This window comes from Acinetobacter sp. ANC_7511 (genome assembly GCF_056779975.1).
In genome coordinates this window covers 1-13,646 of sequence record NZ_JBWYIY010000024.1, presented here as the reverse complement: position 1 = coordinate 13,646, position 13,646 = coordinate 1, and the positions used below count along the sequence as shown (strand labels likewise).

The following is a 13,646-nucleotide window of genomic DNA, read 5'->3' as shown; positions in this document are numbered from 1 at the left end:
TGTCTCCTCAATTCAAAATAATGTTAAACGGCAGCGGCACCACCAACGATCTCAGAAATTTCCTGAGTAATCGCGGCTTGACGCAGCTTGTTATAAATAAGTTGTAGGTTCTTGATCAATTCACCCGCGTTATCCGTTGCAGCTTTCATTGCAACCATACGAGCAGATTGCTCACACGCGATGTTTTCGATCACACCTTGGTATACCACAGACTCGATATAACGAACCAATAAACCATTTAAAAGCTCTTCAGCTTCTGGTTCATAAATATAATCCCAACCGTATTGGCGGTTAAGAGTCTTGTCATCTTCAGCAGCTGCTAAAGGAACAAGTTGTTCGATTTTTTGATTTTGAGTCATGGCATTCACAAAGCCGTTAGACACCAAATAAATGCGATCTAATTCGCCTTTATCGTATGCATCCAACATGACTTGTACAGAACCAGACAACTGTTCAAGACTTGGAGTGTCACCCACTTGAGTGGTTGCACCAAGTACTTTACCGCCGTAGTTTTTAAAAAACGAAACCGCTTTTTGACCAATCAAAGCAAATTGAACTTCAATTGACTGCTCTTGTTGCTGTTGAACGTGTTTTACCACTTTCTTGAACAAGTTAATGTTCAAACCACCAGCAAGACCGCGATCTGATGACACGATGATATAGCCAACGCGCTTAACTGGGCGTTCAACCATATAACGATGTTTATATTCAGGGTTCGCTTGTACTAAATGAGCAATTACACGGTGCATATTTTCGGCATACGGACGGCCCTGAGCCATGCGCTCTTGCGCACGACGCATCTTAGAAGCTGCTACCATCTGCATCGCGCGAGTAATTTTCTGCGTGCTTTTGATACTAGCTACTTTGGCGCGAATTTCTTTTAAATTTGCCATACGCTTAACCTAGTATTCGAAGGCCCTTTCGAGCCCTCGAAGGTTGATTCCGTGAACCAAACCGACACTAAATTTCAACAGTTTGAAAATTAGTAAGTTTGAGTCGCTTTAAAGCTTTCAATACCAGCTTTGAATGCTGCTTCGATGTCTTTGTTCCAATCACCAGTTTCATCGATCTGTTGCATTAACGCAGCATGTTCAGAACGGAAGTAAGAAATTAATGCAGCATCAAAGTCTACAATTTTCTTCACTTCTACGTCAGCCATGTAGCCTTCGTTAGATGCATATACAGACACAGCTTGGTCAGCAATTGAATATGGAGCATATTGTTTTTGCTTCATTAATTCAGTTACACGTTGACCATGCTCAAGTTGCTTACGAGTTGCTTCATCAAGGTCAGAAGCGAACTGAGCAAACGCAGCCAATTCACGATATTGTGCTAAAGCAGTACGGATACCACCAGACAATTTTTTGATGATCTTAGTTTGAGCAGAACCACCAACACGAGATACAGAGATACCCGCGTTCACAGCAGGACGAATACCTGCGTTGAATAATGATGTTTCTAAGAAGATCTGACCATCAGTAATCGAAATTACGTTCGTTGGTACGAATGCAGATACGTCACCCGCTTGAGTTTCAATAATCGGTAATGCAGTTAATGAACCAGTTTGGCCTTTAACTTCACCGTTAGTGAATTTCTCAACATAGTCAGCAGATACACGAGAAGCACGTTCAAGTAGACGACTATGAAGATAGAATACGTCACCTGGATACGCTTCACGACCTGGTGGACGGCGTAAAAGCAATGAAATTTGACGATACGCAACTGCTTGTTTAGATAAGTCATCATAAATGATTAACGCATCTTCACCGCGGTCACGGAAGTATTCGCCCATTGTACAGCCAGAGTACGGAGCAAGGAAAAGCATTGCTGCTGGATCCGCTGCCGCTGCTGCTACAACAGTCGTATACGCCATAGCGCCAGTTTCTTCTAACTTACGTACAACGTTTGCGATAGTTGATTGTTTTTGACCAACTGCAACGTAAATACATTTAATGCCAGAATTCTTCTGTGCGATGATCGCATCGATCGCCATTGCTGTTTTACCAGTTTGACGGTCACCGATGATTAATTCACGTTGGCCACGACCAACTGGAATCATTGTATCAACTGATTTATAACCAGTTTGTACAGGCTCATCTACCGATTGACGCCAAATTACGCCTGGTGCAACTTTTTCAACTGCATCAGTTAATTTTGCATCAATTGGGCCTTTACCATCAATTGGGTTACCCAAAGCATCTACTACACGGCCTAAAAGTTCTGGACCAACCGGAACTTCTAATACACGACCTGTGCAACGAGCTTTTTGACCTTCTTGAAGGCTTAAGTAGTTACCTAAAACAACGACGCCCACTGAATCCTGTTCTAGGTTCAGTGCCATACCGTATAAGCCGCCGTCGAATTCGATCATTTCACCGTACATTGCATCAGCAAGGCCGTGAATACGCACAATACCGTCGGAAACCATAACAATGGTTCCTTCGTTCTTAGCGGTCGCGCTGGTGTCCAGATCGCCGATACGCTGTTTAATGAGCGCACTGATCTCGGATGGATTCAGTTGTTGCATTGCGCTATACCTCAATCTTTATTAAGTTCAGTCTTCTTTTTACGCAATTATGCAAGAAGACGAGTCCGCATTTTTTCAAGCTTATTAAGCGCAGAATCATCTATCACTTGGTCGCCTGCACGAATAACAACACCCGCGATTAACGCTGGGTTAACTTCTACTGAAACATTTACAGCTGCGTTGAAACGTTTCTCTAACGCAGATGCAAGTAATTGCTCTTGTTCAGCAGAAAGTGGTAATGCAGATTCAATCACGACATCTACCACATTGTTATTTTGTGATTTAAGAAGTTCGTACTCTGCTTCAATCTCAGGTAACAAAGTTAAACGATCATTTTCAGCCAAAAGTGTCAAAAAGTTAGACACTTCAGCAGTTTGATCTGCACCTAAAACCTTAGCAAATAAACTTACTTGCTCCACAGGAGTAAGCTCAGGGCGACTCAAGTAAGCGGAAAATGCTTCATCTTGCACCGCAGCACTAAGCACTTGTAACACATTTGACCAATTGTCAGTTGCACCTTGCTCAGAAGCGAAAGCAAATGCTGCTTTAGCGTACGGGCGTGCTAACGTCAAGAGTTCAGCCATAATCGCCTCGCTTAAAGTTTAGCAGCCAGCTGAGTAAGCATGGCATTGTGAGCTGCTTCATCAACTTGTTGGTTCAGAATTTTCTCTGCACCAGCAACAGCAAGAGCTGCAACTTGTTGACGTAATTCTTCACGAGCAGCATTGATCTCTGTGTCAACAGCTTCTTTCGCTTGTTGACGAATACGCTCACCTTCAGCAGATGCTTGAGTACGAGCTTCTTCAACCAATTGAGCCGCACGACGGTTCGCTTGTTCGATCAATTGAGCCGCTTGTGCTTTCGCTGCATCTAATTCAGCTTTAACTTGAGCTTGCGCATCTGCAAGATCAGCTTTCGCCTTTTCAGCTGCATTTAAGCCATCAGCAATTTTACGCTGACGCTCACTAATCGCATTGATTAGTGGAGGCCAAACGAATTTCATACAGAATGCGACAAAGATCGCAAACGCAATCGCTTGACCAAACAGAGTATAGTTAATATTCATTGCTATTCCTCAAATAGTTGATTTCGGAATTTAGCTAATTAACCTACTAGGCCGATGAACGGATTTGCAAAGATAATGAACAAACCAATACCAACACCGATCATAGGCACAGCATCAAGAAGACCCGCGATTAAGAACATACGAGTTTGAAGTTGTGGAGCCAATTCTGGTTGACGAGCAACAGCTTCAAGGAAGCGACCACCTAAAAGACCAAAACCGATCGCAGTACCTAAAGCACCGAACGCGATTAAAAGAGCAGCTGCAACAGCAGATAAGCCAACTACTAAATCCATGAAAAAATCCTCAGAGGTTGAGTTTAAATCAAACAAAAAAACTTTAGCCCAACTACATAGTGTAGTCGAGCAAATATTAATTAATGCTTCTCGCTAGCCATACTCATATACACGATCGTTAACATCATGAAGATGAATGCTTGTAACGTGATAACAAGAATATGGAAGATTGCCCAAGGCACAGACAACGCCCATTGAATCCAGAACGGTAATAATGCGATCAAAATGAAGATCAATTCACCCGCATACATGTTACCGAACAAACGGAGAGCCAATGAAATTGGACGCGCGATAAAAGTTACTAATTCAAGAAGAATATTTACTGGAATTAATAATGCTTTTAAAAATGGGTTACTTGGATTGAATGGGTTAAGCGCAAATTCTGCACCGAAACCGACAAGACCTTTTTCACGGATACTATAGAAAATAGTTAACGCAAATACTGATAACGCCATACCAAGGGTTACGTTAGGGTCAGTAGAAGGAACGATTTTGAAGTAAACATGATGCGGGTCGATACCGAATAGCCCACCAATTATGTGTTGAGCTGTATAAGGAATCCAGTCAACAGGGATAAGGTCCATCAAGTTCATGAGGAAAATCCACACGAAGATGGTAAGAGCTAGAGGCGCGATTAAACGTGATTTACCATGAAAGGTATCACGAACACTTGAGTCAACAAACTCAACGATCATTTCAATTGCAGCCTGGAACTTGGTCGGAACACCAGAGTTTGCAGCTTTCGCTACTAACCAGAACAACAAACAGAAAATGACGCCAAGGCCGATTGACCAACCCATAGAATCCAAGTGAATAGCAGTGAACCCCATCTCTTTCGCTTCTTCAGCAGTCTCAGCTAACTTCCACGTACCATCTGGTGCTTTACCATAGGTCATGTTCGTTAAGTGATGCTGAATATACTCAGACGAGGTAAGGGTATGTTCTTCAGCAGCCATAAATCACACCTGGTTAATGTCAAATACAAATTAGAGTTAACGAATATCGCGTGCTGCTTGATATCTCGTTAAACATCTAAAAAACTTTTCAATTTTTCGTTGCAATTCAACTCATTTTGATAGACGCGACGCCCAAAAAGGTGCGACCCACGACATGGTCTGAACGAGTATGAAACCACAAAACAATGCGACCGCTGACAACGGTTTCACATTGATTAAAATCAAAATGAAGCCAACAATCACAATTCCAAACTTACCGAGCAACCCCCGATACATATTCGATAGAACCTGTTTCGAAGCTCTTGCACCTGCAGCTCTGAACGACTGCCATGAAAAATAACAACTGGCTAGCCAACATACGAATGCACCTAATGCTGCACTCAAAGCCGCAGTCGAGTCTTTCAAGACCCACGCTATCAAGGCTGAAACAGGTATCATACATGCTTGCAAGATGACTAAAGCTTTCGCTAATCGTCGGTCAATCAAGCGACTAGTTCGGCTCATTTATTATCCACTCACAGCAATAATGCTTGACAAGTTTAGCTGATGATTATTTTTAATCGCAGGCATTATAGAGTTACACCCCTGAACATGCAATCTTTTCCCGACCTAAGTCTGGTATTTTTAGATCGTTTATTGCTGAGCACTTATACAATTATCGGCTGTTTTTACATCACTTTTGTGCTTTTTCTACACATGCACGTACTTGTATCGCTAGAGTCTGCCATGCTGTTATAAAATTCTGGTGTTTAGCAAAACTCTCATCAACTGCGAGAAAATTCACATGACCTAGAGACTTATATTGATTCTTATTAGCTACAGTTTCAGCCAAAAGACACATCTTTTGCTGTGGGCGATTGTCTTTTAAATATTTGATTTGAGCAATTGTAGGTGCCATATGTGGGTCTTCTGTCATCGCACCAGCGAATTTTAGCAACAGCGCACGCTCCAAGTATTGGTATGCATCATGTAATGACCAATACGGCTGAACACCATGATTGAGTTTTACACTTTGTGAAGTTTTCAGCATCTCATGTGCAAAAAGTTTAGCATTACTCCAATACTTGTCTTTAAACTCAGGTTGTTGTTGTGAGCGTAATGCCGCTATAAAAAAGCCAATACGAACTGCATTATTTGGTTCTAACCATACATGAGTATCGACAGTTCCTTTTACTACGTCCCCTCGACTATTTCTAAGCGGCAATGTTTGCAATATTCCTGTATTCAATAAGGCAACTGCTTTAGAGTTTTTCGCCAAAATACTCTCTAATGGTGCTTCATGCGCTTTACCAAGCCAAATAACCAATCCTGCATCTTGAATTAATTTACGGTGCGCAGGGGTCAGATGAACATCATGCCCTGTTTGATTTTCTAGCAACAATTTTGGTTCTTCAATACCTTGAGTGATTTCTTTTGCAATCAAATACACTGGGTGTGTCGAAACCACCAAGGGTGCTTGTGCCCAAGCCAAGGTTGTGAATAATGCTGTAAAGCATAGTGCTAGCAGACGCAACATGAAATTAATTACCACTCGAATTTTGACGTTATAATATAACAAACAGTTAAAAATGCCTATGCTGTTCGTAAGTTGCAAGGTCTCATGATACTATTTATGAGATATCCCCTTCCCTTTTCGAAGTCTTGAGGTCAGTCCATGAGCGCATGTTCACACGAACATCATGATACTTTACACGGTGTGCATGATCACCCGAATGTTGAAGCTCGTTTATTAGAAGCTGAAGCAAGCTGCGCTGCTTCAGGTGCTAAATTGACTCCGCTTCGCAAAGAAGTTTTAGAGTTAATTTTAACGGCTTCAGGCCCTATGGGCGCTTATGACTTGTTGGCGAAATTGAAAGGTAATGCTGAACGTCCAGCAGCACCTCCAACTGTTTACCGCACCCTCGATTTTTTGCTCGAAAAAGGTTTTATTCATCGTTTAACTTCAATTAATGCCTATATTCCATGTTGCCATCCTCGTGCTGGACATCAAGCCGCTTTTCTCATTTGCTCTAAATGCAATACAGTGAAAGAGGCTTCAGCTCTTGGTTTGATTCAACAACTTGATCAATTGGCTTCGTCTGATCATTTTCAGGCTCAACATAGCATTATTGAGATTTCAGGATTATGTCAGCAGTGCTCTCAGTAAGTTCTGCATTGCCATTAATTGAACTGCAGCAAATTAATGTGCGAATTGATGAAAGAGACATTTTAAAGAATGTTGACTTTCAGATTCATGACAAAGAAATTATTACCCTCATTGGTCCCAATGGGGCGGGTAAATCTACGCTTATCAAAGTGATTCTCGGAATTGTGAAGGCCAATTCTGGTCAAATTAAACATCATAAAGCTTTAAAACTTGCTTACGTCCCTCAAAAGTTCAATCCATCCCACAGCTTGCCACTTCGAGTGAAAGATTTACTTGATTTAGAAAAGTGTGATCTTGCGATTAAACAAGAAATTATTCGAGATACTGGGATCATAAAATTACAAGATTCGAAAGTCCAACAGCTGTCTGGTGGGGAACGCCAGCGTGTACTTTTAGCACGCGCTCTACTGCGTCAACCCAACTTATTGGTACTCGATGAACCGATGCAAGGTTTAGATATTCAATCTGAAGCTGAACTTTATGATTATGTTCGAAGTCTACCTGAGCGCTACGGTTGCTCGATCTTAATCGTCTCTCATGATTTGCAGTGGGTGATGCAAGGTACACAGCGTGTGGTATGCCTCAATAAACATATATGTTGTAGCGGTTTGCCTGAAAATATTCAACAAGACCCTGAGTATCAAGCTATTTTCGGCACTAATCGAGTGTTCTACCAACATCATCACGATCATTGTGCACATGGTGATACAGCAACGCCATGTCAACACGATCCTCGTCCTCATATTCATCCAGAACCGGAAGCTTAGATCATGATGGAATGGTTACAACTTCTATTACCTGCATGGATTATGGGAACATTGTTAGTGTTTCTAACTGCACCGCTTGGTTGTCTTATGTTATGGCGTCGTATGTCATTCTTTGCAGACACAATGGCGCATGGAACTCTCTTGGGTGTGGCGATTGCTGGCTTACTCACCCTCCCCTTATGGATGGGGGTTACGTTTACCGCGTTACTCTTGGTCGCAGTCCTTTGGGTATTGCATGATCCTCGCTTGCCCAACGATGCATTACTTGCGTTATGTTCAGCAACGCTGCTTTGCTCAGGACTATTGGTCATCCAACACCTCCCTGCGCTAAGACCAGAGTTGCTCAGTTATTTATTTGGCGATCTTTTAACAATATCTTGGTCCGACTTACCGACATTTGCAGTGGTGATTGTCATTGCACTCTCTGTGCTCTATAAAAGTTGGCAATCTCAAATTCAAATTGCGATTGATCCTGATATTGCAGTAAGTGAAGGTGTGAATGCGAAATGGCAGCGCCTTATTTTTATGCTGCTTCTTGCCTTATTTACAGTACTTGCGTTACGTGCAGTAGGTTCATTACTCATGGGTGCTTTATTGGTTATACCTGCATTAACCGCAAGACTTTTAGCACATTCACCTAAACACATGGTGCTATGGTCTTTTATTGTGGCTCAAGTTGGTGTGACTGTGGGCTTATGGTCGAGTGCAGGTTTAAATATTGCGACAGGTTTAAGCATTGTATTAACCATGGCAATCGTATTTGCTGTGATTTTTATCATTCAAAAATTTAAAAAAATAGCCTGATTTATTTGGGCTATTCATTAATCTTGCTTCTTTATAAAATATTTATGAAGACAGAGAAAGATATAACAAGAGAATAAAAAACCACCATAACCAATAAATTAATGAGGCCTTTTATCCATATCACATGCCAAAAGCCAAAAAAGGTCTCAGGCATAAACCAATATTCAACAATATAGAAAGGCAACCATTCGAATAGTAAACCGATTGCAGCCGTGATAAATAAGACCACATTGATCCACATCAAATAAACCATTTGTTTGAAAAACATCTTATATTGCGAAGTATCATCCACAATCATTTTTTTTATAAGGGTGGTGATCAAAGTTAAAATCACTGTAAGACCAAATGTGGCGCATATGCCAATACCCGCGCCCCACATCACAAACTTGATCCATTACCACACACTTTCAGGCTGTAAATAAAAATACGCCCAGATTTAGGGAGTTGAAATTAAGCCGAGCCCCAACAGAATAGTCAAAATTAATATTATAATTTTCAATAAAATAACCCTCATTCGTTATTTTATTGTGTCTTATTGATGCACTAAACTCAATAAAAAAGCCGCACCTGCAAATAAACCTGCAAAGGTACGATTCATCACTTTTTGCTGACGAGGTGATTTAAGTAAACGCAATACCTTCGCTGCAAGACCTGTATATCCAGCCATAACGATAAGATCGATAACAATCATCGTACAAGCCATGTTGAGGTATTGTGGCCATTGAGGCTTTGAAAGATCCAGAAACTGTGGCAACACTGCCAATAAGAATACAATTGCTTTTGGATTACTCATATTGACAAAGAAACCGCTGATTACTAGCTTCATCGCTGACTTTTGCTTTAAATCAGTCTGAATTTCGATGGACTGCACTGGGGCTTTCCACTGTAAATATGCCAAATATAATAAATACCCAACCCCAAACCATTTGACGATCAAAAATGCCAAAGGTGTCGTAGCAAATAGTACGCCTGCTCCCGCAGCGACAACTCCAATTTGAACCAAAAGTGCAAGTTGCAGACCAATTGCATTCCAATAGCCTCGTTTGAATCCATAATTCAAACCACTAGACATAGATGCAATAGCACCTGCACCAGGCGAAATACTAATAACCCAACATGCAAGCATGTAGGCAAACCACATTTGATAAGACATAACGATTTGGGAGATTTATTTTGATGAGATTATATGACAATTCGACTTTTTTAAGATTTAAAATTTGAATGTTTTTTTAAACGTCTGTCTGTTCAGCACTATGATGATCAGGCACAATGTGATCAGCAAAATTAGGATATTATAATTTCAGGAGCCATGAATGACTTCCCAATCCGTAATCTTACCATTGCCTTCAGATCATGCTCGCTTTATCACTTTGCGTTTAAAAGATTTATCAATAGATCAACTAAAAGAAAAACTTGAAGATCTCTTTACGACTCGTGATCGCTTAATTACTCAACATCCTCATGCTCAAATTAAAACTGCGGTGGCTTTTGGACCAGAACTTTGGTCACAACTTTACCCTCACCAACCAGAAGGTTTTAAACAGCTTGAACCAATTCAAGGCTCTTTCACCATGCCTGTGGTCCCTGCTGATGTTTTAATCCATATCGCAGCACAGCGTACTGATATTTGCTTTGCCTTAAGCCAAGCTTTTTTTGAAGGAATTCAGGATTTGGTTGAGGTTTTAGATGAGCGCGTGTGCTTCCGAAATTTTGATGGTCGAGATTTAACTGGTTTTATTGATGGCACCGAAAACCCTCAATTTCCAGATGATCGCGCTGAAACAGCTTTACTAGGTGACGATGCAGGAATTTTCACTGATGGCTCATTCGTTTTTGCTCAACGTTATCGTCATGATCTAGATAAATGGAAAAAACTTAAAGTTGATGCACAAGAGCAAGTGATTGGGCGCACCAAACTCGAAAGCATAGAGCTTGATGACGATGTTAAACCTGACAATGCACATGTGGCTCGCACCGTTGTTGAAGATGATGAAGGTGAGGAGCTTGAAATTCTTCGTCATTCTTTACCGTATGGCGATGGACGTGGTGATCAAGGTTTGTATTTTATCGCTTATACGAAAGATTTAACACGTATTGATCGCATGCTGACACGTATGTTTGGAACTAGTGGCGATGGTATTCATGATCGCTTATTGCACTTTGTGGCGCCTTTAGATGGAGCTTATTACTTCGCCCCAAGTGAAGAATTGCTAGAAAAGGTATTGGAAGGTTAGACAATAGAAAGCCGACGAGAGTCGGCTTTTATAGGGGAGGTAGTAGTTACATACAAATATATGTTAACAATTCCCCTAACCACATCGCCCTCTATAAGTAGAGAAAAAAACCTTTGAATTAGACATGCAGTTTATTTTTTTAGGCTTTTCATTTTCCTTTCCATTTAATTCATTAACTAAATAATTATCTTGAATTACAACTGGTTCATTTTTAGAGTCGACTCTAAATGTTGTATATCTATGACCTAACATAGAGTTATCTGCACAAGTATTATACTCTAATGTAAAATTATTTTCACTGATTGCTATATTCTTAAACTCACTATATTGACAATTATTAAAACTATCATCAAATAAAATATTATTTTTCCATAATGTTTTATTATTAAGACCATCCCTAATAACAATTGATTTCAACGAATCTTTTCCGCCTAAAACCTCAATATAGTCACTAACCCCATCTTTATTAACATCCATTTTTCTTTTTAAAAAAGCACCGCTATAAGATAAAACCCTATTTTCAACAAAATCATTCATTTGATCTAATTTAGAAACTTGACTATTCTCAACCCAACCTTTCCCAGAGTTTAAAAAAACTTTAAATTTATAGTTTGCTTTAGGTATATAATTGGAATCGGAATTATTTGTCTTAACTAAATTATCTTTTGGAATTAAAAAAATAATTTTTTCCTTAACTGCTTTTATACTCTTGTAATTTAGATCTTTTTTTTGATCAACAGTTGGAATCAAAAAAACAAATGCATTCCCAAGCTTATTAGTCTTACCATTATATATACAGCCATAATCTGGCAAATAATAATAACCATCCAAATTTGTATATTCAGTATTCTCACCATAACAAGTCAATAGACTATCTAACTGAACATTATTTAAGTCTTTTTTATCCGCATTAGCAGTACAAGCTCCTAATACCATGATAGAAATAACTACTGCACTTTTTTTCATATTCTCTTTCCACTTATATTGGGTCTAAAATATCCTACCCATCCAGCATGAGATGCCAAAGCTTTACCCGAAATCGTATAAACAGCTGTTCTACTGCACCCCTTCTTAACACAACCACCATTTTCTGTATTGAACCTTTCTTCAGCACTACCAACAAAGCCTATAGCCTCTAAAATTGTTACAGTTTTATTTTCAGTATCGACTGCATAAACAATTCCACAATGTCCAGCACTACTCCTCCAAACGAAAATATCACCTACTTGAGGAATGAAAGAAATTTCTTTACTACCTGAAACATAATCTATTTTATTAGAGTGTATTGCTCCTCTAAATGCTTTCTCAGTTAACATTATTCCTGTATGAATTGAATAAAATTTATCAGTAACTCCTAGTTTCATTAGATATATTGCGACAGTTTCTGAGCAATCTAAACCTTTTAAATCATTAGCAGTAATTTCAGAAGTCGCAGTTGCAGGAGATAGCCCCCCTCTGGCACCAGCTTGAGAGTAAGGTATATTTCTATCTACGAGTTCTTTCATTTCATTTAGAACTGAGACCAACTGTCCTCCAACAGGTGCAGTAGGTGCAGATTTATTTAAAGAATTGGTTTCTACAATAGAGTTCTTGCACTCATTTAATTTAAACACTTTTGATGTAATATCTTTAAAATTATTTTTTCTTTGTTGTCTAGATGCTGTTTTACTATTTATTACATCAATAAGTTTATCTACTATAACTAATTGTGATGTTAAAGTTACTTGTTTTTTATTAACTAAAGCAGACAAACCAAAAGATTTCCAATATGCCATGGATGCTAATGTTCCTTCTTTCAAATTATTAATATTATTAGCATCAATAACAATATTTTCTTGTGGAAAGCATTTTTTTATTTCATCATTAATTCTACTATATTTATCTTTTCCAGTAATTTGTATTATACCTCTCCCTCTGTACTTCCAACCATCACCAGAGTTTATATCTCCATTACCATTTCTATTAGCGTAGGCAATATTTGCTATCATCTCTTGGTTAGCTGGATGTTTATCATTTCTACCATATTTATCACATAATTCCTTATTCCCACGAAAGGCCTTAAAAGGCCCTCCATGACTTTTTTTAGCAACTCTTTTTCCATTCTCTGTTATATATATATTTCTTGGACTATTTGTATAATCAGCAACTAAAATATCTGAATGATAATTTAAGCTCTCACCATTTTTTACTGTAATTGAGGTACCAACCTCCTCAAGTACTTGTGCAAAAAAATGTGCTTTGCTTACACAATTTTTCATCAAAAACTTTTCTGCATACTGATTATAAGAATCCACTAAAGCTTTAATCTCAGATACAGTTGCATTTGTAAAAATTTGCTTTAACTCGTTTTCCGTAATTTTAGAGCAATTATCGCATCCATTTACTGATACTTGAGCAATTGGTTGGTTTTCATTATTAACCCTATGTTGAGTTTGAGACTGTGTTGTATTGAGAGTTGTGTTATTACTTGGATGAATATGATTATCTGTTTTAGCTTCAAATTTGATTGTATCTAAGGAAATACCTATTCCTAAATTTCTAGGCTCAGTAATAAATCTATTACTAATTACTTTATAACTACTATTTGTTTTGGACCAACCTTCAATTACTATATCCTTACCAGCCTCCCCTTGATTTAGAATTATCAACCCCTTTTCATTTGTTAATCTTTCAATTTTCACTTTACCACCAATAATAATTTTGATTTTAAAATTACTTATTGGTTCCCCTTTCCTATTAACTACTGCAACAGCCAACTTGGCTGTATTTGTATTTGTATTTGTATTTGTATTTGTATTTGTATTTGTATTTGTATTTGTATTTGTATTTGTATTTGTATTTGTATTTGTATTT

At 38.9% G+C, this 13,646-nt stretch carries 15 protein-coding genes; 4 read left to right on the top strand and 11 right to left on the bottom strand.

Features of this window, described 5'->3' with window-relative positions; all coding sequences use genetic code 11:
• Positions 1–23: 23 nt before the first annotated feature.
• From atpG to AC1M9L_RS13730, 8 genes are all read right to left on the bottom strand, one after another.
• Positions 24–893 (bottom strand): F0F1 ATP synthase subunit gamma, encoded by an 870-nt coding sequence (gene atpG, locus AC1M9L_RS13765; protein WP_035268202.1) that lies wholly within the window; start codon positions 891–893, stop codon positions 24–26.
• 89 nt (positions 894–982) lie between these two features.
• The gene (atpA, locus tag AC1M9L_RS13760; protein ID WP_481592431.1) at positions 983–2,527 is read right to left on the bottom strand and encodes a F0F1 ATP synthase subunit alpha; all 1,545 of its coding nucleotides are present in this window, start codon (positions 2,525–2,527) and stop codon (positions 983–985) included.
• Positions 2,528–2,574: 47 nt separating this feature from the next.
• Positions 2,575–3,111, bottom strand: a complete 537-nt coding sequence (locus AC1M9L_RS13755) for a F0F1 ATP synthase subunit delta (protein ID WP_035268194.1) — start codon at positions 3,109–3,111, stop codon at positions 2,575–2,577.
• A gap of 11 nt (positions 3,112–3,122) precedes the next feature.
• Entirely contained in the window at positions 3,123–3,593 is a 471-nt protein-coding gene (locus AC1M9L_RS13750; protein ID WP_035268191.1) for a F0F1 ATP synthase subunit B, read from the bottom strand.
• A gap of 38 nt (positions 3,594–3,631) precedes the next feature.
• Entirely contained in the window at positions 3,632–3,886 is a 255-nt protein-coding gene (gene atpE / locus AC1M9L_RS13745; RefSeq protein ID WP_035268188.1) for a F0F1 ATP synthase subunit C, read from the bottom strand.
• Between the two features lie 80 nt (positions 3,887–3,966).
• Positions 3,967–4,842, bottom strand: a complete 876-nt coding sequence (gene atpB / locus AC1M9L_RS13740) for a F0F1 ATP synthase subunit A (protein WP_035268181.1) — start codon at positions 4,840–4,842, stop codon at positions 3,967–3,969.
• Positions 4,843–4,953: 111 nt separating this feature from the next.
• Positions 4,954–5,346 (bottom strand): ATP synthase subunit I, encoded by a 393-nt coding sequence (locus AC1M9L_RS13735; protein WP_035268179.1) that lies wholly within the window; start codon positions 5,344–5,346, stop codon positions 4,954–4,956.
• A gap of 169 nt (positions 5,347–5,515) precedes the next feature.
• Positions 5,516–6,358: a metal ABC transporter solute-binding protein, Zn/Mn family gene (locus AC1M9L_RS13730; RefSeq protein WP_092767888.1), complete on the bottom strand. Its 843-nt coding sequence runs from the start codon at positions 6,356–6,358 to the stop codon at positions 5,516–5,518.
• Positions 6,359–6,496: 138 nt separating this feature from the next.
• Here AC1M9L_RS13730 and AC1M9L_RS13725 point away from each other — a divergent pair, with 138 nt between their 5' ends.
• Genes AC1M9L_RS13725 through znuB form a run of 3 tightly spaced genes read left to right on the top strand, consistent with a single transcriptional unit; the run spans position 6,497 to position 8,559 of the window.
• Positions 6,497–6,988: a transcriptional repressor gene (locus AC1M9L_RS13725; protein WP_035268172.1), complete on the top strand. Its 492-nt coding sequence runs from the start codon at positions 6,497–6,499 to the stop codon at positions 6,986–6,988.
• Positions 6,967–7,755: a zinc ABC transporter ATP-binding protein ZnuC gene (gene znuC, locus AC1M9L_RS13720; RefSeq protein ID WP_035268168.1), complete on the top strand. Its 789-nt coding sequence runs from the start codon at positions 6,967–6,969 to the stop codon at positions 7,753–7,755. Before AC1M9L_RS13725 ends, znuC begins: the two co-directional genes overlap by 22 nt.
• A 3-nt stretch (positions 7,756–7,758) precedes the next feature.
• Positions 7,759–8,559: a zinc ABC transporter permease subunit ZnuB gene (gene znuB, locus AC1M9L_RS13715; RefSeq protein WP_481592430.1), complete on the top strand. Its 801-nt coding sequence runs from the start codon at positions 7,759–7,761 to the stop codon at positions 8,557–8,559.
• 532 nt (positions 8,560–9,091) lie between these two features.
• Here the strand turns inward: znuB and AC1M9L_RS13710 are convergent.
• On the bottom strand, positions 9,092–9,712 hold the full coding sequence (locus AC1M9L_RS13710) for a LysE family transporter (RefSeq protein ID WP_481592429.1): 621 nt from the start codon (positions 9,710–9,712) through the stop codon (positions 9,092–9,094).
• 160 nt (positions 9,713–9,872) lie between these two features.
• Between AC1M9L_RS13710 and AC1M9L_RS13705 the strand changes: the two genes are divergently transcribed.
• Positions 9,873–10,793, top strand: coding sequence for a Dyp-type peroxidase (locus AC1M9L_RS13705; RefSeq protein WP_481592428.1), 921 nt, complete (start codon positions 9,873–9,875; stop codon positions 10,791–10,793).
• A 75-nt stretch (positions 10,794–10,868) separates the two neighbouring features.
• On the opposite strand, the gene AC1M9L_RS13700 is transcribed toward AC1M9L_RS13705, so the two are convergent.
• Entirely contained in the window at positions 10,869–11,759 is an 891-nt protein-coding gene (locus tag AC1M9L_RS13700; protein WP_481592427.1) for a hypothetical protein, read from the bottom strand.
• Positions 11,756–13,646: CHAP domain-containing protein (locus AC1M9L_RS13695; protein ID WP_481592426.1), on the bottom strand; the 1,891-nt coding region annotated here is incomplete at its 5' end. The genes AC1M9L_RS13700 and AC1M9L_RS13695, both read right to left, overlap by 4 nt.